Origin of the sequence: Sphingopyxis sp. TUF1 (assembly GCF_036687315.1) — a bacterium.
Classification (GTDB): domain Bacteria; phylum Pseudomonadota; class Alphaproteobacteria; order Sphingomonadales; family Sphingomonadaceae; genus Sphingopyxis; species Sphingopyxis kveilinensis.
Genome location: NZ_CP144683.1, coordinates 331,065 through 352,546 on the forward strand (window position 1 = coordinate 331,065; position 21,482 = coordinate 352,546).

Below are 21,482 nucleotides of genomic sequence, written 5' to 3' on the forward strand. Positions count from 1 at the left end.
AAATTACTTGCCGAGCGGGCCGACTCGTGATTTGATATGAATGCATAACAAATGAGGCCGGGCATCTCCCACGAGTCGGAACCGGACCTTGAACCAGGAACGATGCTCCGCGCGCAGAGCCAGGAACAATTGGCCGATTGGGTCACATGGATAATCAGGGGGTTTAATCATGACGCATCCGTCCCAGCCTACAACGCGAGCATTCCTGCTCGCCGCGCTTCTGGCTTCCGCTGCAATGGCCGGTCCCGCCTGGGCTCAGGAGGCCCCGGACAGCGAGGCCACCGAACCGACGACCGCGGACGATACGCAGAATGCCGACGAGGGGGAAATCGTCGTCACCGCCGAGCGTTATGGCGGTACCGTGCGGACCACGCCCATCTCGGTGACGGCGCTGGGCGAGGGCGTGCTCGAAGAGCGGCAGGTTCGCGACGTTCGCGATATCGCCAATCAGGTTCCGGGCATCACGCTGTCGCAGGCAACGGCGGGGTCGTCGCAGATGAAGATCGTCGTGCGCGGCGCCGGGACCGAAACGGGTGGTATTCGCGCGAACGGCACGGTCGGCGTGTATATCGACAACGTCATTCAGCCCCGGCCCAACGGCTCCTTCTTCGATTTCTTCGATGTCGAGCGAGTTGAATTCTTGCGCGGTCCGCAAGGAACGCTCTATGGGCGCAACACGTCGGGCGGCGCGATCAAGCTGGTGACCAAGCGGCCATCCTATGACTGGACCGGCGCCGCGCAGATTGCGGTTGGCAACTACAAGGCGATCGAAGCCAAGGGCTATATCAGCGGGCCGATCATCGAAGACGTACTGTCATTCTCCGCCAGCGGACTTTTGCGCAAGCGCGACGGATTCGTCTATGGCATCGAATATGATGATCGGATCGGCGATCTCGACCGTTCGGCTCAGCGTTTGAAGTTGCTGTTCGAACCGACCCCCGAGCTGACGTTCGAACTTTCCGGCTATGCGATGCAGGATCGGTCGGATGCAAACATTCCGATTCCGCTGATCGCGCCGATCGGCGTGACCGACCCCTATGCCACTCCCGACCGCGATCTGACGGTCAACGAAGTATTCGCCAACCTCTATCAGCGCATCTATCAGCGCGGTGCCAGTCTCAACGCGACCTATGCCATCACCGACGATCTCGAGATCGGCTCGATCACCGGCTACGGCCGACTGAATCAGGAAAGCCTGGGGAACGACACCTTCCTGTCCCCTGCCCGCATCGCTGCCAACGGCGGACGACTGGTCGTCGCCAACCCGAGCCGCGTGCAGTTCGACAGCGAATGGTTCACGCAGGAGGTCAACCTTATCTACACGGGCGACAGGCTGAAGGCTGTTGCCGGCGTCTACTATTTTACCGAGAAGGGCACGCAACAGGGTGCGGCGGGCACCGCGCAGACTGACGATGCGGCGAACAAGGTCGAGGCGCCTGCGGTCTTCGCTCAGGCGACCTATACGATCGGCGGCGGCGTCAGCGTGTTGGGCGGCCTGCGCTACACGCGCGAGACGACCAACTATTATGCGCTGACGATCGGGTCGGCGGCAGGCGAGCAGAAGGGGCGCTCCACCTTTTCCTCGGTCACGCCCAAGCTGGGCGTGAACTGGGAGATCAACGACAATCTCTTCACCTACGCCTCCTGGACGAAGGGTACGCGCAGCGGGGGCTTCAACTCGCGCGATCCGATCACTGCCCAGCTGGTCCCGACCCCCTATGGTGCCGAGTTTGTCGACAGTTACGAACTGGGTGCCAAGATGAACTTCCCCAGCATCGGGTTCAGGCTGAATGCAACGGGCTATGTGGCGGATTACAGCGATCTGCAGTTGAGCACGATCATTCCCGGCGCCGCTTTCATCGTGACGCTCAACGCCGGTGCAGCACGCGTCTGGGGCCTTGAGCTCGAACCCAACTTGCGGGTGACCGACGATCTTGAACTCTATGGCAACATGGCGTTCAACGACGGCAAATATACCAAGAGCTTCAGCTGTGCGAACCAGTTCGGCGTCTGGGTGGATTGTACGGGGAACGAAATCAAGGGTTTGCCGAAGGCGAAGATCAGCCTTGGTTTCCGATACTCGCCGACGCTGGCCGATGGTTGGGGCTCGCTGTCGATCGGCGCCAACTGGGATCACACGTCCAAAGTATATAACACGATCTCCAACCAGACCGACTTGGTTCAAACCGCGCCGCTGGACCTTTTCAACGCCTCGGTCGGATGGCGCAGCGACGATGATCACTGGAGCTTGTCGGTCGAGGGACGCAACCTTGCCAACAAGCGCTATCTGGTCGCCGGACTGCTGAGCGCCAACCCGGTGCAGCCGGCGGTGACCGGTTATCCCGGCGAACCGCGGCAAGTCATGTTCCGCGTCGGATATTCCTTCTGATGCGGGCGGCGGGCCGAGCGGGAGCGACCGGCGGCGCGGCATCGCGTGGTGCCGCATTGTGGACGATCCTGCCGGCCTGCTGCGCCGCGATGGCGTTGGTGCCCGCAGCGGCGCAGACCGAGGGACCGCCGTCCACCGATCAGAGGCCGCCCTTTCCAGTGCCCGACGACGGCTATGCGGTTGAGGGTCGCCCCGGCCCGCCCGGCTCGGGATTCGTCCTCCATTACGATACCACCAAGCTGGCATGGCAGCCCTTTGCCGCGCCGGGCTTTCCGAAAGGGTTGCTGCGCCGCCACCTGAGCGAGTCGCCCAGCATGGGCGCCGTCGCGCAGATCACCTATGTCCCCGCGGGGTGGACCCAGCCGAGGGGATATGACGAGGTCGACAACGAAATCCTCGTGCTCGACGGCGATCTGGCGATCGGCGACGAGAAGCTGGGCAAATATTCCTACAGCTATGTTCCCGCGGGCGTGGTGCGCGGACCGGTGCGGTCGCGGCAGGGCGCGGTGCTGCTGCAATGGTTCAAGGGAGCGCCCAAATTCGTTGCCGCGACCAAGAGCAAGAAGGGCGCCCGCGAACACGCCCGCGTTCGCGACTGGCGGCACTTCGCGGCCCCCTGGTATATCGACGAGCCGTTCCCGGCCTATCGCACCGGCGGCAACTTTCCCGGCGCGCTCCACAAGCTGATGCGTCAGGACCCGGATTCGGGCGAGATGACCTGGATGAGCTTTGGCGCGAGCGTCCCCGCGGCCGCGAGCGGCAGGCCGGGCAATTTCGGCGGCGGCTATGAAGTGCATCCGAGCTTTGAGGAATATTATTTCCTCGAAAAAACCCATGACACCGTGATCGGCGAGTGCCTCGAACAGGGCGAGACGCCGGTCACCTATGGCAACGGAACCTATTGGTGGCGCCCCGGCGGCGTCGCGCATGGAGGCTCGCACGGTACGTCGCCAGTCACGCCTGGCTATTCGGTATCGCTCGTACGGACGGGAACGTCGCTGTGGGCCACCTATGTCACCGACTGCAGCTACAAAACGGGGCTCGAATACACCCGAAAGGGCTGGGAAAAATATGATTACAACGTGCCGCGATACCGGGTGAAGCCGTAGCGCAGGGCCAAGATACTGATCATCCGATGACATCGAAACAAGGGGAGCTGACAATGCCGACAAGCAAAAGACTGCGAAGAGGGCTGTTACTGTGCGGCGCGTTGCTGCTGGGGACCGGCGCACTGGCTCAGGACATCCGCATCCCCCAGTCGCGCGATCGCTCGAGTGAATTTGTCGGCTTCGTCGCGCCGCGCAACCTGCACCTGCGCCCGCTGATCTTCACGGGCCTGCCGCCGGTCGAATTCAAGCAGCTGAGCTTCGACGATAAGACCGGCGCGCGGACGCTCCTCGTCACCCTGCCCGCCGGTTGGACGCAACCCTCCGGCTATCATAGCGCCGATCTGGAGATGTTCGTGGTCGACGGCGGGATCAGCATCGGCGACAAGCCGATGGGCCGTTATGCCTATGCCTATTACCCCGCCGGCACCGCGCACAGCTTTGGCACCAAAGAAGGCGCGACCGTCCTGTTCTTCTGGAGCGGAGCGCCCGATTATACCGCGAGCGCGACGTCGCGCCCCGGTACCAAGTCCGGCGCGATCGACGGGATTGGCTATCACGACGTCCCCACCACGACGCCGAGCGTGCTGCCCAAGTTCCGCGACGAACCGATCATGACGAACTCGCCGGTGCATGTAAAAATGCTCCGGTCCGATCCGGCGACCGGCGAGGTGACCTGGATCGCGACCGCACCCGGTGGTTACCCGGTGATGAGCGGCGAAGGCGACCTGCCGCTGTGGGCCACCAGCAAGGGCTGGGAAGAAGGCTATATGCTGGCCGGCGACATGACGATCGCCGAATGCCTCCCTCAGGGACAGGTGGCCGGAACCTACGCCCCGGACGGCTATTTCTTTCGCCCCGCGGGCATCGCCCACGGCGGGCTCAGCCAATATTCCGACAGCTATTCGGTGTGGCTTTACCGCAGGGGGCCTGGATCGTGGAAAAGCTATAGCGATTCCTGCGCCGAGCCTTCGGCGCAGGCCAAGTGAGAGGGAGGATGAACATGTCACGCCAATCCTGCCTGATCCTGGCCGTGTCGGCCGGCCTCACCGCCCTCGCCGCCCCTGTGCTCGCCCAATCCTACGGCCCGCCCACAGTCAGTCAGGCGCCGCCCTTTCCGGTGCCCGACAAAGGTTATGAGGTCGAAGGCCGTCCAGGCCTGATGCACAACATCCCCAATATCGAGTTTGTGGGCTGGGAACCTTTTGTCGCGCCGGGTTTCGCGCCGGGCCTGTATCGCCGATTGCTGAGCCAATCGCCCAGCATGGATGCGGTGGCGCAGATCACCTATGTCCCCGCGGGCTGGCGCCTTCCCCCCGGATATGACGAGGTCGATAACGAGATCGTCGTGCTCGATGGCGATATGACCATCGGCGACGAAAAGCTGAGCAAATATTCCTACAGCTATATCCCCGCAGGCATGTTTCGCGGTCAGGTGACGTCGCGGCAGGGTGCGGTGCTGCTGCAATGGTTCAAGGGACCGCCGAAATTCGTTGCTGCGTCGAAAGGCAAGCGCGGCGCGCGCACCCACGCGCGGGTCCGCGACTGGAACCGATACAAAGAGGCCTGGTATATCGACGAGCCGTTCCCGGCCTATCGCACCGGCGGCAACTTCCCCGGCTATCTGCACAATCTGATGCGCAAGGATCCGGACACCGGCGAGATGACCTGGATGACCTTTGTGTCCAGCATTCCGGCTCCGCCGAGTTCGAAGCCCGGCAATTTCGGCGGCGGCGCCGAGGTCCATCCGAGCTTTGAGGAATATTATATTCCCGAAGGTACCCGCGTCGCCACGAGCGACGAACGCGGCCCCACTCGCGCCGTCTATGGCGGAGAATGCGTCGAGCAAGGCGTTTCCAGCTACAAGCGCGGGACGCGCGGCTATTTCTGGCGCGCGGCCGGGGTTGGGCACGGTACCGTCGCGCAGGCGCCTCCGGGCGAGCGCGATGGCGATGGCAACCTGAAAAACGGCAATGGCACGGCCAATTGGGGCTGGACGCTGGTGCGTACCGGAACGCGGCTGTGGGCGACCTATGTCACCGATTGCAGCTACAAGACGGGCATCGAATATATCAACGGCGAGTGGCGCAAATATGATTATGACGTGCCACGATACGAGCCGCACGAATAGGCTCGCAAGAGCCCATCACTCCTGGCGCGACACTGCGGGCCGCTTCGGCGGCCCGCCTTCTTCTAAAGATAGGCCCAGGGACGCCGGGCGCGGTCGGCGTCACGAAAGCGCGCAATCTCGGCAGCACGCGCGAGGGTCATGTCGATCGCATCCAACCCGCCGATCAGCATCGCCTTGGCCTCCGCGTCGATCGCAAAGGCGATATGCTGTCCCGAGGCGCTCGTCAGCGTCTGGTGCGGCAGGTCGATCGTGATCGGCCCGTCGGCGTCGATCTGCGTCGCGTCGATTTCGACCGGGACGATGCCGTTGCGCACGCAGTTGCCGCGAAAGATCGGATTGAAGGACGCCGCGACGATCGCCCGGAAACCATATTCGGCGAGTGCCCAGGCGGCATGTTCGCGGCTGGAGCCGCAACCGAAATTGGCTCCGGCGAGCAATATCTGCGCCCCGGCATAGCGGGGATCGTTGAGAACGAACGACGGGTCGGGTTCGCGCGAGCTGATCCCGATATAGCGCCATCCGGCAAACAGCCCGTCGGCAAGCCCGGTCTTGCCCACCGATTTCATCTCGCGTGAGGGGATAATCGCGTCAGTATCGATATTGTCGCGGATCAGCGGCGCGGCAATTGCGGTAAGGGTGGTGAACGGAGTCATGCGCCGATCCTGCGCGGATCGGCGATACGGCCTGCAACTGCCGACGCCGCGACGGTTTCGGGCGAGGCAAGATGGGTGCGCGTACCGGGGCCCTGGCGGCTTTCGAAATTGCGGTTGGTCGAACTGATGACGCGTTCCTGCGCGCCAAAGCTTTCGCCGCCCGCGAAGAAACACATCGAACAGCCGGACTCGCGCCATTCGAACCCCGCATCGCGGAATATGCGGTCGAGCCCCTCGGCCTCCGCGGCGGTCTTGACCATCGTCGATCCCGGAACGCAGATCGCCTTCACGCCATCGGCGACACGGCGGCCCTTCAAGATCGCCGCGGCACGGCGCAGGTCGGACAGGCGGCTGTTGGTGCACGATCCGATAAACGCTGCGTCGATCGCCAGCCCCTCGATCGGCTGGCCAGCCGACAGCCCCATATAGTCCAGTGCGCGGTCATAAGCCTCGCGCGTGTCGCGGGCCGCGACCGCGTCGTGATGCGGCACCGGGCGGCCCAGCGGTACCGCTTGTTGCGGGCTCGTGCCCCAGCTCACCATCGGCGCAACATCGGCGGCCTCGACCGTCAGTTCCGCGTCGAACACCGCGCCCGGGTCGGTAACGAGGTCGCGCCAGTTCTCGACGGCGCGATCCCATTCCGCGCCGTCCGGCGCGTAGGCGCGGCCCTTCAGATAGTCGAACGCCACCTCGTCGGGGGCGATGAAGGCGCTGAATGCCGAGAATTCGGTTGCCATGTTGCACAGGGTCAGCCGCGCCTCGACATCGAGCGCGCGGACCGCTTCGCCGGCATATTCGACGATGTGGCCTTTCGCGCCCGACGAACCGAACCGATCCAGCAGGTGCAGCGCCAGATCCTTGGCCGTGACCCCCCTGCCCAGCCGGCCGGTGACAGTGACCCGCATCGTCCGGGGCTTGCCGACGCGCAGCGTATTGGTCGCCAGCGCATGTTCGGCTTCGGTCGAGCCGATCCCCCACGCAAGCGCGCCGAGCGCGCCCTGACTGCAGGTGTGGCTGTCGGGACAGACCAAGGTGAGGCCGGGCAGAACGATTGCCAGTTCGGGCGAGATGACATGGACGATCCCCTGACGCGGGTCGTCCAGATCGAACAGCGTCAGCCCGGCGGCGCGGGCGGCGGCGCGGGTTGCCGCAATGAACCGGGTTCCCGTGGGCATCAGCGTGGCGTCGTTGCGGCCGGGCCGCGTGTCGACGACATGATCCATCGTCGCGAAGACCTGCCCCGGCGCCGTCACGGTGCGGCCTGCGTCGGCGAGGCCGTTCAAGGCGACGCCGCCGGTGCGTTCGTGCAGCAGAATGCGGTCGATCAGCAGCAGCCCGGTGCCGTCGCCGAGATCCGCCACGAGATGATCGGCCCAGATTTTTTCGAAAGCGGTTCGCGGTGTCATCCGGCAACCGCGGCGCTTGTCAGTTCGGCGATGTCGGCTTCATCAAAGCCGATTTCGCGCAAAATGTCGGCCCCATCCTGATCGACCGACGGGATGTCGTGACGGAGCGCCGGGCGCTGGTCGTCGAATGCGATCGGTAGCGCCGGAAGGCGCGTCGCTTCGCCTCCCGGAATGGTGACATCGACCAGGCCGTTGCCGGCGACCAGATGCGGATCGTTGAACAGGTCTTCGGGCCGCACGATCGCGGCGAACGGCAAGCCGATTGTTTCAAGCTTTGCCACCAGATCCGACCGCGACATCGATTTGAACCGCGCGCGGACCAGCGGCAGCAGCGTGTCGCGTGCCATTACGCGCTGGTTGTTGGTCGCATAGGCGGGGTCGGCCGCGAGCGCATCGAACCCGAATGCGCGGCAAAAGGCCTGCCACTGGCTGTCGCTGACCACGCCGACGAAAAGCTGTTCGTCGGGGTTGGCGGTTTCGAACACGTCGTAAATCGCCCACGCCGAAATCCGCACCGGCATCGGTGCCGCCGCCTTTCCGGTCACCGCCTTTTGCGCCATATGCTGGCCGACGAGGAAAGCCGTGGTTTCGTAGAGCGAGCATTTGACCTCGCCCCCCTGCCCCGTGCGGTGGCGGCGCTCGAGCGCGGCGAGGATGCCGATCACCCCGAACATTCCGCCAGTGATGTCGATGACCGACGATCCGGCGCGCAGCGGCCGGCCCGGCGGCCCGGTCATGTAAGCGAGGCCACCCATCATCTGCGTAACCTCGTCGAGCGCGGTGCGATGTTCATAGGGGCCGGGAAGAAAGCCCTTCGCCGAACAGTAGATCAGCCGTTCGTTGACCGCGCGCAGCGCCTGATAACCCAGACCGAGCCGGTCGAGTGTGCCGGGGCGGAAATTTTCGATCACAATGTCCGCATTCCCGGCCAGGCGGCGCGCGGCGTCGAGCCCCTTGGCGCTTTTCAGGTCCAGGCAGATGCTGCGCTTGTTGCGGTTGAACATCGGGAAATAGCCCGCGCCCGATCCCAGCAGGCGCCGCGTCTGATCGCCGCCGATCGGTTCGACCTTGATAACGTCTGCGCCCAGATCGGCCAGTACAACACCGACCGCCGGCCCCATCACCATGTGCGAGAATTCAACGATCCTGATGCCGGCAAGTGGCAGTGCCTGTTCATCCATATATCCCCGAATCCCGCATCTTCCTGAAATATGGTTATTTGATATAGATATATAACAAAAATGCCAAGAAGTTTTGCGCGGACGGGAAAGCCGGAGCGTGATCGCGTCGTCAAAATGTCACATCAGGTTTCAATAAAATCCATGTGGCAGCGTGCACAAGGCACTGTTTATTATTGAATTTATGGCGGCTGGCATTATGCGTGCGGATGAGATTCGGAACGCTCAATCGCGTCCATCTTCCCGCTGAGGCAGACGGCCGGTTTCCACTCGCCCGGCGCCGCTGCCACCCGATGACATACGCCTTTTTGGAGATTTCCGATGCAATCCCGCCCCGAACCTGCGCTCAGCGCCGATGACATCGCGCTTTTCATACGCGACGGCTTTGTCCGTATCGACGAGGCATTTAGCACTGAGACCGCGGAGCAAGCGCGTGCAATCCTGTGGAAGGCCACTGGATGCGACCCGGATGATCGTTCGACATGGACCCGGCCAGTGGTGCGTCTGGACCAGTTTAGCCAGACCCCGTTTCGGGAGGCAGCCAACACACCGAAACTGCGGGAGGCTTTCGATCAGCTCGTCGGCCCTGGCCGCTGGGTCCCTCGCGACGGCCTGGGCACTTTTCCCGTCCGCTTCCCGTCCCCCGATGCCCCCGGTGACGATGGATGGCACATCGATGTAAGCTTCGGATATGAGCATCCGGACTTCATGGAGTGGCGTGCCAATGTGCGCAGCAAGGGACGAGCGCTGTTGATGCTCTTTCTGTTCTCCGATGTTGGCGCTGATGACGCGCCCACCCGCATTCGTGTCGGTTCGCACATGGATGTGGCGCGGCTACTCGCTCCCGCAGGAGAGGAGGGCCTGACGTTGCGTGAGCTGGTCGCCGAAGACTTCGGGGGAACAGCGCACAGGACGGAAGCATTGGCAGTGGGAAGGGCTGGCACAGTGTATCTCTGCCATCCGTTTCTGGTGCACGCCGCCCAACGGCATGAGGGAACGGCGCCACGCTTCATGGCTCAGCCTCCCCTGATGCCGCGTGAACCCATCTCACTCGAGCGGCCGGACGGAGACTATTCACCCGTTGAGCAGGCAATCCTGAACGCGATCTCGCCTGACGAAAAGCAATAGCCAACGAAGCACGAAAGGCCGATTGCGGCCTCCGCCTTCGCGGGGGCGACGGTCTGAGGCAATGCCCGCTGCTGGCACAAGGCGGCGGGAGCGTCAGGACGGATCTACGACGCCAGCAGCCGCCGCTTCATGTCCATAGCCAGCCCGGCCAAGCACTGCCATCGATGTGATGAACCACCCGACAGCGACGACGGCAAACAGCATCAGCATTTGCGACGCGAAGCCGGCCACGACACAGATGGCCGCAGCCGCAGCGTAGAAATCGCGCATGGTCAGCCATGTGAGCCACTGCTTCAACCTTGAGGGATTGGCGCCGAAGCGCTCCTTGACCGCGTCGAACGTAAACGCGCGCCCCGAAACATGCGCTCGTCGGCCGATCAGGAACAGGCCGACGGCCAGAAGCACCAAGCCTGCGGCTCCGGCCGCTGCTCCGTACACTTGTCCCTGCTGCCAGAGATTGAAGCAGAGGCCGGCGAAGAACGACAGGTTCGTTGCCGCGTCGGTCATGCTGTCGAGCATCGCGCCGCGAGGCGAAGAGCGATAGGTGGCGCGTGCGATCTCGCCGTCGACACCGTCCACGATCGATGCGAGCTGGAACAGCACCGCTCCGATCACCAGTCCGATCTCGCCACCCGCAAACAAGCATAAAGCCATTACCAGGCCGAGCATCGCGGCCACGATGGTCGCATGGATAGGCTTCACCCCCGATGCCCGGAGCCATGCGCGACTGATCAGGCGCGAAACCGGGCGGTTGATATAGCGCGAGACGATCCCGTCGCCGGGCTTGGCGGTGGCGGCGATGATCGCGTCGCCCTTGTCCCGCAGTTCGCGCAGCATATCATCGAGCATCATTTTCTGAGCAGGGAAAACCGTCCGCGCGCCCGTGGTCGCGCGAGACAGATCCAGGATCGTGCGCGCGGGAAGTAAATCTTCTCCGCGAAAATGCCGCACGTCGGCGGCGGCACTCAAGGCATCGCTGTCGGTCCATTCGACTCTCAACGACGGTGCGAGCCGCGCGAGTTCCGCCCGGCACCACGGGCTCGGCACCCATCCCCCGGCGACCGCAACGACACAGCAATCGATCGCCGCCCCTTCCTGTGCCGCCAGTGCAACCTGATGGACGGCGCGCGCCGCCGCAGGAATGCCTGCGACCAGGCAATTTGCCGTGGCCTCGTGCGCGAAATGAAGTGCGATCAATGTCATACTGGTTTGATCTCGTCATTGGTGCGAGCCTCCCGCCGCTGTACGGCGGAAGGCGAAGAGGGGCTGCAATGCAGCGAGCAGGCCGAAGGATGATATTGGATACCCGATCGAACCGTCGCCCGCCGACCGCGTCGGCTTTGAACGTGAAAGCCGGACGTCCGCGCGAATTGCAGGATGCCCTGAATTTCCATGTCTTTCATCCGCTGGCGCGGCGTCTGGCACTGCTGCTCGCGCGCACGCCAGTCACGCCGAATATGGTGTCGGTTGCGGGCGGGATGATCGTCGTCGCCGCGGGGCTCGCCTATGCGCAGCCCGGCTTGGCTCTGGCAGGCCTGGCTCTTCATCTGGCCTGGCATGTGATCGACGGCGCCGATGGCGATCTCGCGCGGCTGACCGATCGCGCCAGCCCCCGAGGCGAGTTGGTCGACGGAATCTGCGATTATGCCAGCCACATCATTCTTTACCTGATCCTCGGCTGGCTTCTTCAGGACGACATCGGACCGATCGCCTGGCTGCCCGTGGTCGGTGCCGGGATGAGCCGGATCGTGCAGGCCAACCATTACGAAGTTCAGCGTCGGCAATATCAATGGTGGCGCTATGGAACGCCCTGGCTCCGATCCATCCAGGGCGAAGGCGTCGGCACGGCGGCGGGCATGAGGTTTGGCGCCGCTTATCTGCTGCTGGCGCAGAAAATTGCACCCCATGCCGCCACCGCCGACAAGGCGGTCGCCGAAGCGAGCGGAAATCCCCAGCAACTGGTGCGAACCCAAGAAATTGTCGGGCGAATTTCGAAACCCATGCTGGCCGCGCTCGCGCCGCTCGGTGCCAACTACCGCACCATCGCGCTCGGCCTTTCGATGCTGGCAGGATCGCCGCTCTATTTCTTTCTGTATGAAGCGACGGTCCTGAACCTCGCGCTTCTGCGCTCGATCCGCGTCGCCAACCGATCGACTTCGCGCCTGATCGCCGAATTGCATCATGCGGCAGCCAGCACACGGCGATAGATCGCAAGCGTATCGGCCGCGAACGTGCGCCAGCTCAGCTGGGCCGCGCGCGCCAGCCCCGCCCCGCGCATCGTTTCTGCCTGCTTCGGGTCCGTGACGGCCTTGCGCAAGGAAGCAGCGATTGCATGCGGATCGTCGGGGGGCGCCAACAGCGCAGCGCCGCCGGTCACTTCGGGCATCGCAGAAAGGTTGCTGGTGACGACGGGGCACCCGCAAGCCATCGCCTCTGCCAGCGGATTGCCAAACCCTTCGCAGAAAGAAGGGTGCAGCAAGGCAGCTGCCGCCGAATAGAGTTGCACGAGATCTTGCCGGCTCACCGAACGCAACAAGCGCACGCGGCGTCCGATCCCGAGCGCTTCGGCGAGCCGCAGCAAACGATGCGCGCGCCTGCCCATCCGCTGGACGAGGATCAGGTCGATGTCGGGTCGATCGGCAAAGGCGATGGCGAAAGCGCGCACAGCGCCTTCGTGGTTCTTATAGGGGGCATATTGTCCGACCGTCAGCACGAATGGCCTGCCGGTCCGGACGCCAAGTTGACCGAGCTGCGCCGCATCGCGCCGCGCCGGGCGAAAGTCGGAGGAAACCCCTGACAGCGTGACGAAGGTACGGCCCGCAGCCGCCGGGAAACGAGATACAATCTCGGCCCGGCTCGCTTCGCTGACCGTGGCGATCGCCGCGGCACTGCGCAGCGCCCGCTTGATGCCATGGGCGTGAAACAACGCCTGCGGCCGGCCGTGGGGACGCGCATTGCACCAGTGCGGATGGGTAAGCCACATGAGATCGTGCACCGTCGTGACACAGGGCATACCGAGCCCCGCTGGCATGATATTGAAGGTGGCGTGAAACAGGTTCACGCCCGATAAATCGACCACGCGCGGCAGCCACCACATCGTCGCGGGGCCGTTGGCCGCCGCAGGCACCGCAATTTCCCGCACGTTGGCGGCGTCGCTCAGTCGGCGGTCGTGGGCGGGGGATCGCAGGAAAAGAAAATCAAGGTCGGGCGCGAGATCCGGGACAAAGTCCACGAGCGCGCGGACGGTTTCCGCGATGCCGCTGGGACGCGGGCCGAGATAGCGGCAATCGATGCAGATGGTGGCCCGGTCGTGATCGTTTCGCTGGCTCACTTCAACTCCGCTCCAACTGCGAAAAAACCACCGTCCGGGCGGCGACGCTGCCCTGAAAAGTCGCGACTCTTTGTAAGACGGAGCGGCAAGCTACTGCCCGTAAAAATTTTCACGCGGCGGTGCCAAGGCTGTTGGCGGGCGACTCCGTTAAGTCGGAGAGATCAGTAACCGCGAACGGAGGCAGGGATATCATCTTTGGCCGATGAAAGCAGTGAGCTGGCCAAGATGTCTGTCGAAAAAGAGAGAATATTGATGGAAGCAATCAAAGTTGCGGTGGTAGGAATCGGCAACTGCGCCAGCTCGCTGGTGCAAGGCGCATCATTCTATGCAAGCACCAGCTCGACGCGCGGACTGATTCAGCCGAAAATCGGCGGCTACGGGGCCGGCGATGTCGATTTTGTGCTCGGCATCGACGTGGACGCGCGCAAGGTCGGCCTCGATCTTGCCGACGCGATCTTTGCTGCTCCCAATAATACCACCGTCTTCCACGCGGACGTCAAGCGAACGGGGGCGAAGGTCATCCGCGGCTGTGTCCTCGACGGCGTGGCTGCGCACATGACGGGCGCCGGACCGCGCGGTTTTATTGTTGCCGATGGCCCAGAGGCAACGCACGAGGATATTGTGGCGGCGTTGCGGGAATCGGGCGCGCATATATTGCTGAACTTTCTGCCCGTGGGTTCGCAGGAGGCGACCGAATTCTATATGGAGTGCGCTCTCGAAGCGGGCGTCGGCGTGGTGAACTGCATGCCGGTGTTCATCGCGAGCAATCCGCAGTGGGAAGCCCGCTTTCGTGATCGCGGACTTGCGATCATTGGCGACGACATCAAGGCGCAGGTTGGCGCCACCGTCGTACATCGCACCCTGTCGAGCCTGTTCACCGCCCGCGGCGTGACGGTCGAACGCACGTATCAGCTCAACACCGGCGGCAATACCGATTTCATGAACATGCTCGACCGCGAACGGCTGACAAGCAAAAAAACCTCCAAGACCGAAGCGGTGCAGGCGGCGCTCGCCGAACGGCTGGAGGACGAGAATATCCTGATCGGCCCGTCCGAATATGTTCCTTGGCAAAAGGATAACAAGCTTTGCTTCCTCCGGCTTGAAGGCGCGCAATGGGGCGGCGTGCCGCTCAATCTGGAACTGCGGCTGTCGGTCGAGGACAGCCCGAATGCGGCGGCCTGCGTGATGGATGCGATCCGTTTCTGCAAGACGGCCATAGATCGCGGCGAAAGCGGCGTTCTGACCGTTCCGTCGGCCTATTATTGCAAGCACCCACCGCAGCAAATGAACGAGGAAGCCGCCAGCCGGATGCTGGACGCCTATCTGATCGAAGACGCGATCGCGGCCGAGTAAGCGGCGTGATCGCCATTTTTCGCCATTCAGCATCGGGAGCGCCGTCGGCATGGACGCGCTGATCATCGCCGCCGGCGCCGGCAGCAGGCTTCGCTCGGTTGCCGATGCGAAGCCGCTCGCGCCGATCCATGGCATGACGCTCATCGAGATCGGTGTCCTTCAGGCTGCGCGCGCGGGTGTGCGGCGCGCCGTCGTGACGACCGGATACCACGCCGACGCCGTCGAAGCGGCCTTGCCGGCGATTTCGGCCAGGGCGGGCATTCCGGTCGTGCCGCAGCGGGTCGACGACTGGCGGCTGCCCAACGGTTATTCGGTGATGGCCGGGGCGTCGCAGATCGGCGGAAATTATCTGTTGTTGATGGCCGATCACATTTTTGCCGACCCCATTTTGCTTGACCTGCTTGCAAACGGCGCGCCGAGCGACGGGGTCACGCTGGCGATCGACCGGCGGACCGACGGAAGCCTGATCGATCCAGGCGACGCCACCTGGGTCGATCTGGACGATCGCGGCGGCATCGTGGCTATCGGCAAGGAGATCACGTCCTATTGCGCCGTCGACTGCGGCGCCTTCGTTGCCACGCCCGCGCTTGCTCGCGCGATTGCGGAGGCGATAGCCGACGGCCGCCCCGGCTCGCTGTCCGACGGAATGCAGCGGCTGGCCGATCAGGGGCGCGCGGCGACGATGGATATTGGCGCAAGCTGGTGGATCGATGTCGATGATCCGCGGGCCTATGCGCTGGCACAAACCGAAGTCCCGACCCGGCTGCCCCAGCTGTTCGACGCCGATGTCGTCCCCGCCGCCGCGTGCGAACAAAGGCTGGTCGGATGATCGAGAGGCCGTTTCTATTCGAAACGACACGCATGATCGCGACGCGCTGGGCCGGCAAATCCCCGACCGGGATCGACCGCGTGTGCGACGCATATCTCCGCCATTTCGGCCCACGCGCGCAGGCCGTGGTCCAGCACCGCGGCGTGTTTCGTATCCTAAGCGTCCGGCACTCGGACGAGCTGTTTGCGATGCTCGCCGATACGGGCGGAGCATCGCGTCAAAAGATCGCCGCCTTTGCGGTGCGGGCATGGCTCGCGGGGCAGGCGCAGAAGAACGGCAGCGGCGCGATTTACCTCAATGTCAGCCACACCGATTTCGATTTGCCCGGCCACAGCCGGTGGGTGCGCGAATGCCGCCTGCGGGCGGTCTATTTCATTCACGACCTGATCCCCATCACCCATGCGCAATATTGTCGTCCCCGCGCGGTCGCGCGGCATCGCGGCCGGGTGGTGAACGCCCTGAAAACGGCCAGCGGGATCGTGGTGAACTCGAAATCGACGGCCCATGACCTTCGGGCCTTTGCGCACACCGAAGCCTTGCCGCTTCCGCCGCTGACCATCGCTCCGCTTGCAATCAGCGCGTTCGGCAAGCGCGACAACCCCCAAGCCCGCAGCCAACCCTATTTTCTTTGCCTCGGCACCATCGAAGAACGCAAGAATCACCGTCTTCTGCTCGACGTGTGGCTTCGTCTGATCGCCGATTTGGGTGCCACCGCGCCGAGGCTCGTCATTATCGGGCAGTGGGGGGCCGGATCGTCCGCCGTGCGCACGATGTTGAAGCGGAATCCCGCCTTGCGTCGATATGTCACGTTGCTCACGCGTTGCGACGATGACCAAGTCGGCGACTGGATCGCCGGTGCGCAGGCTTTACTGATGCCGACGCTCGCCGAAGGATTTGGTCTGCCCATGGTCGAAGGGTTGACGATGGGAACGCCGGTCATTGCCAGCGACCTGTTCTGCTTTCACGAAATCGGGCAAGGAATCCCCTGTCTGCTCGACCCCGCCGATCCCGCCGCGTGGGTCCGCGCGATCGCCGGCTTCGCCGACCCCGGGGGCGAGCGGCAGCGGCAGCGGCGTTTGCTGGATCATTATCGCGCGCCGGTCTGGGACGATCATTTCGCTGCGGTCGAAACCTGGCTCGCCGCCTTACGCGAAAGGCGCGATCCGGCCGGCGGAGGGGCGAAGCTGGCGCTTGCGCATCGACCGTCAAACGGTGCGTCGACAGCCATGATGGAGAAACAGTCTCTGGGCGCCGGTTCCGGCCAACCTCAACAGCCCTTTGAAGCGATGGAAAATTACCCGTGATCGAGCGTCTCAAATCCGTGAACCGACTGTTCGTGGGGGTCGTCATTGTGCCGACGATCATCGCTTTCTTCTACTTCGGATTCCTTGCGAACGACGTCTATACGTCCGAAGCGCGCTTCGTGGTGCGCGGCGCCAACAAGGGCGAGGCTTCGCCGCTCAGCCTTGTCCTGACCGGAGGTAGCCTCGGCACGGGCGGCAGCGACGAGAGCAATGCGGTTGTCGAATATCTTCAATCGCGCCGCGCGCTTGCCGAAGTTGACCGCGACGGACTGGTCACGCGCGCATACGGCAGCCCTGCCATCTTCTGGCTCGACCGCTTCGGCGGCGTTTTTGGCGATACCCGCGAACAGCTCTACCGCTATTTCCAGGGTAAGCTGGGGGTTGCGGAGGGCACGAACAGCAAGGTCATCCAGCTCACCGTCACCGCTTTCACCCCGCGCGAGGCGCGGCAGATCAACGCGCGGCTGCTCGACCGCGCCGAAGATCTGGTCAACAGCCTGTCGAAGCGCGCCCAGGCCGACGCGATCGCCATCGCAAGGGAGGAAGTCGCGCAAGCCGAAACGTCGGCCCGCAGCGCGGCATTGGTCCTGTCCCGGTTCCGCAATGAACAGGGCATCATCGACCCCGAACTTCAGGCTGAAACCGACCTTCAGATGATCGCCAAGGTTCAGGACGAACTGATCGCGGCGCGCACGCAGCTGCTTCAGTTCGAAACCTATACCCCCAAGGCATCCCAGCTTCCGTTCCTGCGCGCACAGGTCCGTTCGCTGGAGCGCGAAATAGACCGGCAGAAACGCGACATCGCGGGCGGCAGCCGCTCGCTCTCGACCGTGGCGGCGCGCTATCAGGAGCTGCAATTCGATGCGGAGGCCGCAAACAAGCTGCTCACGACCGCCCTGGCCTCGCTTCAGGAAGCGCAGGCGGAAAGCAGGCGCAAGCGCGCCTATATCGAACGGATCGCCGACCCCAGCCTGCCCGACTACGCCACCCGGCCACGCAGGGTGTGGAATATCATCGCCACCTTCGTCCTCGGTTTGCTCGCCTGGGGTGTGCTGTCGATGCTGATCGTTGGCATTCGCGAGCATCGCGACTGATGGCGACGATCCTGAACCCCTCCTCGCTCCGCCAAAGCGGGAGCGTTCAGCTGCGTGTGCTTGGCGCGCTGCTGATCCGGGAAATGCTCACACGCTACGGCCGCCACAATATCGGCTTCCTGTGGCTGTTTGTGGAGCCGATGCTTTTTACGCTTGGGGTCGCGGCGCTGTGGACGGCGACCAAATCCGTGCATGGCAGCGATCTGCCGATCGTCGCCTTCGCGCTCACCGGCTATTCCAGCGTCCTTCTATGGCGCAACATGCCCGGCCGCTGCATCGGCGCGCTCTGGGCCAATCTGGCGCTGATGTATCACCGCAACATCAAGGTGCTCGACATCTACATCGCACGCCTGTTGCTGGAGTTCGGCGGGGCGACGATTTCCTTCACCGTATTGAGCATCGCATTTATCAGCATCGGCTGGCTGGCTCCGCCCGAAGATTTTTTGAAAGTGGCGGGCGGATGGTTGCTCATCGCCTGGTTTGGCGCGGCATTGGCAATCGCTCTTGGGGCGTTGTCACACGAGAGCGAGCTGGTCGACAAGTTGTGGCACCCGGCTTCCTATCTCATCTTTCCGCTGTCCGGCTCGGCATTCATGGTCGACGCCCTGCCGCCTTTTGCACAGCAAATCGTCCTTTATATTCCGATGGTCCACGGCGTCGAACTGGTCCGTGATGGGTATTTCGGCTCTGCGGCGCGGGCGCATTACGACCTTGGCTATCTGATACCGGTAACGCTCGTCCTCAGCTTCATCGCGCTGCTGCTGGTGCGCCGCGTGGCGCAACGGGTGGTCCCCGAATGATCGAGGTTCGCGATCTTCGCAAATTTTACCGGACACGCTTTGGCGAGAAGCTGGTGCTCGACAAGGTGAATTTCGATCTGCGCAAGGGCGAACGGCTCGGCGTGCTCGGTCGGAACGGTGCGGGGAAATCGACGATGATCCGGCTGGTAAGCGGCGCCGAGCGCCCGACGTCCGGGACCATCGAACGGCGGATGTCGGTATCGTGGCCGCTTGCCTTCGGCGGCGCCTTTCAGCCCATGCTCACCGGCGTCGACAATATCCGATTCATCAGCCGGATTTACGAGCAGGACTTTGAAAGCAACCTCGCCTTCGTCGAGGAGTTTGCGGAGCTTGGCCCTTATTTACGCGAGCCTGTTCGCACCTATTCTTCGGGGATGCGGGCCCGGTTGGCGTTCGCGATTTCGATGATCATCGAATTCGACTGCTTCCTGATCGACGAGATCGGTGCTGTGGGCGACGCCCGCTTCCACGACCGATGCAATTATGAACTGTTCGAGAAGCGCGGCGACCGGGCGATGATCATCATCTCGCACGACGCCGGTTACATCCGCGATCATTGCAACCGGTGGGCAGTGCTGCACGACGGCAGGCTGGGACTGCATGACGCGTTCGACGCTGCCTATACCTCCTATAAGGAAGTGATCGGCGCCACGTTGGGCGCCGCGAAACCCGTGGTAAGCCATGTCAATCGCGCCCTGATGATCGAATCCTCGCAGCGCGCGGCGTTGGCGGACGAACGGTTCCGCATCCATGTGCAGCAGGGGGACTGGGCGCGTGACAGCAAGGACTGGGCCCGTGCCGAGCAGGAATATGGCGCCGCCTTGTCGCTCTATCCCTATCAGCGCAGCTACTGGGTTCAGCACGGCCATGTCACAAAGGAACAGGGCGCGTTCGCGCGCGCCGAAATCTCCTATCGTACCGCCGCGGCGTTCGGGGTGCCCGAAGACGAAGTGGCGGAATTTATCCATTTCGTCGCAGCACGCCAGAATGACGACGAACCCGCGCGCGACATCCACGGCCTTCGGCCGGCCCCGGCGGGCAGCCAGCCGCCCGGCGCGCCCGACGTCGACACTTTCGCACAGCTTTTGTGGCCGACCGGCGACGTCGACGAACGAGACGTTCTCGATTTATTGCGAACATGCGCGACGTGCGACGCGTTGGTCGTGGCGATGATCGCGGACGAACGCTTTGTTGCCGCCTACGCCGCGGTGCGGCATCGCGGCGAAACCCCCAGCGCCCCGGTGCGGCCCAATGATCGTGCGGCGCTCGACCGGGACGTGATACGGCGCATCTGCTGCTTGTTCACCGCCGAACTCGGCGCATATGCCGACGAGATCAAGCGTCCGGAGCAAATCCTGTGCCGGCTGATCGCAAGCGAAACGCTCGCCGAGTGGCCCCTCACAACACAGGCGCTGCGTGCGCGACTAGCGCCCGACAAAGGGGCTTGCGTTTCCGCATGACCGCGAACAGGACAATATTGATCGACGGCTACAACCTCGCGCTTGAAAAGGGGACGGGGGTTGCAACCTATGCCCGGAACCTCAGCTATGAGGTGCATAATCTCGGCCACTCGGTTTCGGTGCTCTACGGCAATCCTGCGGCAATGTCCCGAGATCCGCTGCTGCGCGAGATTTCCTTCTTCGACGGCGCGTCGCCCTGTCGGGGCGGGATGCTCGATATCGCAGGACAGGCCTTCCACGGGCTTCGCGCTCCGTTGGGTTACAGTGCCGTCGAAGTGCCGATCACGGGCCAGGTCATTTCGCGAACGTTCGACGCGCGCCTCCCGCGCTACAATATGATCGTCAATGCGGCTGACGTGTTCAGACGGTCGCAGGCGGGCTTCAAGATATGGGGGCGGCTCAGCCATGTCGATCTGCCTCAAAAGCCCGATCTGGCGCACTGGACCTACCCGCTGCCGATCCGGGTGAAGGGGGTGCCGAACATTTACACCTTTCATGACATCGTGCCTTTGCGGCTGCCCTATACGACGCTCGACCACAAGCGGCATTATCTCGCACTGCTACGCAAGCTGGAACGCACCGCCGATCACATCGTCACCGTATCCGAAAGTTCGAAACGCGATTTGATCGAGATTCTCGGCATCGTTCCCGACCGGATCACCAACACCTATCAGTCGGTCGAAATCCCCGCCGCCTTGCGAGACAAGTCCGACGAACAAGTGGCGCGCGAAGTCGAGGGTCTGGTCCCGGTCGATTACAAAAACTATTATCTGTTCTGGGGCTCCATCGAACCCAAGAAAAATATCGGCCGGATGATTGAAGCCTATCTGGTCAGCAAGGTCGACGGTCCGCTGGTCATCGTCGGTGCACAGGCGTGGAAATCCGAAGGCGAACTGCGACTGCTGAACGGAATCACCGAAGCGCGCGGCCGTAATCGCGGGGCGAATTCGGGCAAGCGGGTGATCCAATTGCCCTACGCCCCGTTCCCCCTGCTCGTCAGCCTGATCCGCGGTGCGCGGGCGGCCCTGTTTCCATCGCTTTACGAGGGGTTCGGGCTTCCCGTGCTGGAAGCGATGATGCTCGGCACGCCGGTCATCTGCTCGAACACCGCCTCACTGCCCGAGATTGCCGGCGATGCGGCGCTGATGATCGACCCGTATGACACGGCCGCGCTGACCAATGCCATCCGCCGCATCGATGCCGACGCCGACCTGCGCGCCGAGCTGACCCGGCAGGGGTTGGCGCAGGCCGCCCGCTTCTCGACTGCGGCGTACCGCGATCGGCTGCGCGCGCTGTATCAGCGCTTTTGATCGAACATCT

18 protein-coding genes are annotated in these 21,482 nt (G+C 63.5%); 13 read left to right on the forward strand and 5 right to left on the reverse strand.

The annotated features are described in order from the left end of the window. The first annotated feature begins 169 nt into the window (after positions 1 to 169). From VSX77_RS01605 to VSX77_RS01620, 4 genes are read left to right on the forward strand one after another with little or no spacing between them, the layout of a single operon-like run. Positions 170 to 2,389 carry a TonB-dependent receptor gene (locus tag VSX77_RS01605; protein ID WP_338425929.1) on the forward strand — a complete coding sequence of 740 codons (2,220 nt, stop codon included), beginning with the start codon at positions 170 to 172 and terminating at the stop codon, positions 2,387 to 2,389. Continuing rightward, on the forward strand, positions 2,389 to 3,498 hold the full coding sequence (locus VSX77_RS01610) for a hypothetical protein (protein WP_338425930.1): 1,110 nt from the start codon (positions 2,389 to 2,391) through the stop codon (positions 3,496 to 3,498). The genes VSX77_RS01605 and VSX77_RS01610 overlap by 1 nt, the downstream gene beginning before the upstream one ends. Before the next feature lie 53 nt (positions 3,499 to 3,551). Continuing rightward, complete coding sequence (locus VSX77_RS01615; RefSeq protein ID WP_338425931.1) at positions 3,552 to 4,484, forward strand: DUF4437 domain-containing protein; 933 nt, start codon at positions 3,552 to 3,554, stop codon at positions 4,482 to 4,484. Between the two features lie 14 nt (positions 4,485 to 4,498). Continuing rightward, a complete protein-coding gene (locus VSX77_RS01620; protein ID WP_338425932.1) occupies positions 4,499 to 5,626 on the forward strand; it encodes a DUF4437 domain-containing protein in 1,128 nt (375 codons plus the stop codon). 62 nt (positions 5,627 to 5,688) lie between these two features. Here the strand turns inward: VSX77_RS01620 and leuD are convergent, their stop codons facing one another. From leuD to VSX77_RS01635, 3 genes are read right to left on the reverse strand one after another with little or no spacing between them, the layout of a single operon-like run. Then, complete coding sequence (leuD, locus tag VSX77_RS01625) at positions 5,689 to 6,279, reverse strand: 3-isopropylmalate dehydratase small subunit (RefSeq protein ID WP_338425933.1); 591 nt, start codon at positions 6,277 to 6,279, stop codon at positions 5,689 to 5,691. After that, a complete protein-coding gene (locus VSX77_RS01630; protein WP_338425934.1) occupies positions 6,276 to 7,685 on the reverse strand; it encodes a 3-isopropylmalate dehydratase large subunit in 1,410 nt (469 codons plus the stop codon). The genes leuD and VSX77_RS01630 overlap by 4 nt, the downstream gene beginning before the upstream one ends. Further along, on the reverse strand, positions 7,682 to 8,866 hold the full coding sequence (locus VSX77_RS01635; RefSeq protein ID WP_338425935.1) for a CaiB/BaiF CoA transferase family protein: 1,185 nt from the start codon (positions 8,864 to 8,866) through the stop codon (positions 7,682 to 7,684). Before VSX77_RS01635 ends, VSX77_RS01630 begins: the two co-directional genes overlap by 4 nt. A 318-nt stretch (positions 8,867 to 9,184) precedes the next feature. Here VSX77_RS01635 and VSX77_RS01640 point away from each other — a divergent pair, with 318 nt between their 5' ends. Next, positions 9,185 to 9,991 (forward strand): phytanoyl-CoA dioxygenase family protein, encoded by an 807-nt coding sequence (locus tag VSX77_RS01640; protein ID WP_338425936.1) that lies wholly within the window; start codon positions 9,185 to 9,187, stop codon positions 9,989 to 9,991. Between the two features lie 93 nt (positions 9,992 to 10,084). Here VSX77_RS01640 and VSX77_RS01645 read toward each other — a convergent pair whose 3' ends face one another. Next, the gene (locus tag VSX77_RS01645; RefSeq protein WP_338425937.1) at positions 10,085 to 11,194 is read right to left on the reverse strand and encodes a CDP-alcohol phosphatidyltransferase family protein; all 1,110 of its coding nucleotides are present in this window, start codon (positions 11,192 to 11,194) and stop codon (positions 10,085 to 10,087) included. 143 nt (positions 11,195 to 11,337) lie between these two features. On the opposite strand from VSX77_RS01645, the gene VSX77_RS01650 reads away from it, so the two are divergent. Continuing rightward, a complete protein-coding gene (locus VSX77_RS01650; protein ID WP_422397301.1) occupies positions 11,338 to 12,198 on the forward strand; it encodes a CDP-alcohol phosphatidyltransferase family protein in 861 nt (286 codons plus the stop codon). On the opposite strand, the gene VSX77_RS01655 is transcribed toward VSX77_RS01650, so the two are convergent. Then, the gene (locus VSX77_RS01655; RefSeq protein ID WP_338425939.1) at positions 12,171 to 13,322 is read right to left on the reverse strand and encodes a glycosyltransferase family 4 protein; all 1,152 of its coding nucleotides are present in this window, start codon (positions 13,320 to 13,322) and stop codon (positions 12,171 to 12,173) included. The genes VSX77_RS01650 and VSX77_RS01655 overlap by 28 nt on opposite strands. A gap of 252 nt (positions 13,323 to 13,574) precedes the next feature. Here VSX77_RS01655 and VSX77_RS01660 point away from each other — a divergent pair, with 252 nt between their 5' ends. The 7 genes from VSX77_RS01660 to VSX77_RS01690 all read left to right on the forward strand — a co-directional run bounded on the left by VSX77_RS01660 (position 13,575) and on the right by VSX77_RS01690 (position 21,472). After that, entirely contained in the window at positions 13,575 to 14,675 is a 1,101-nt protein-coding gene (locus tag VSX77_RS01660; protein WP_338425940.1) for an inositol-3-phosphate synthase, read from the forward strand. 49 nt (positions 14,676 to 14,724) lie between these two features. Further along, positions 14,725 to 15,504 carry an NTP transferase domain-containing protein gene (locus VSX77_RS01665; RefSeq protein ID WP_338425941.1) on the forward strand — a complete coding sequence of 260 codons (780 nt, stop codon included), beginning with the start codon at positions 14,725 to 14,727 and terminating at the stop codon, positions 15,502 to 15,504. A gap of 320 nt (positions 15,505 to 15,824) precedes the next feature. After that, positions 15,825 to 16,808, forward strand: coding sequence for a glycosyltransferase family 4 protein (locus VSX77_RS01670; RefSeq protein ID WP_338425942.1), 984 nt, complete (start codon positions 15,825 to 15,827; stop codon positions 16,806 to 16,808). After that, positions 16,805 to 17,902, forward strand: a complete 1,098-nt coding sequence (locus tag VSX77_RS01675) for a Wzz/FepE/Etk N-terminal domain-containing protein (protein WP_338425943.1) — start codon at positions 16,805 to 16,807, stop codon at positions 17,900 to 17,902. The genes VSX77_RS01670 and VSX77_RS01675 overlap by 4 nt, the downstream gene beginning before the upstream one ends. Continuing rightward, positions 17,902 to 18,702: an ABC transporter permease gene (locus tag VSX77_RS01680; RefSeq protein WP_338425944.1), complete on the forward strand. Its 801-nt coding sequence runs from the start codon at positions 17,902 to 17,904 to the stop codon at positions 18,700 to 18,702. Before VSX77_RS01675 ends, VSX77_RS01680 begins: the two co-directional genes overlap by 1 nt. Then, on the forward strand, positions 18,699 to 20,162 hold the full coding sequence (locus VSX77_RS01685; protein WP_338425945.1) for an ABC transporter ATP-binding protein: 1,464 nt from the start codon (positions 18,699 to 18,701) through the stop codon (positions 20,160 to 20,162). The genes VSX77_RS01680 and VSX77_RS01685 overlap by 4 nt, the downstream gene beginning before the upstream one ends. Continuing rightward, the gene (locus tag VSX77_RS01690) at positions 20,159 to 21,472 is read left to right on the forward strand and encodes a glycosyltransferase family 4 protein (RefSeq protein WP_338425946.1); all 1,314 of its coding nucleotides are present in this window, start codon (positions 20,159 to 20,161) and stop codon (positions 21,470 to 21,472) included. Before VSX77_RS01685 ends, VSX77_RS01690 begins: the two co-directional genes overlap by 4 nt. The last annotated feature ends 10 nt before the right edge of the window (positions 21,473 to 21,482 follow it).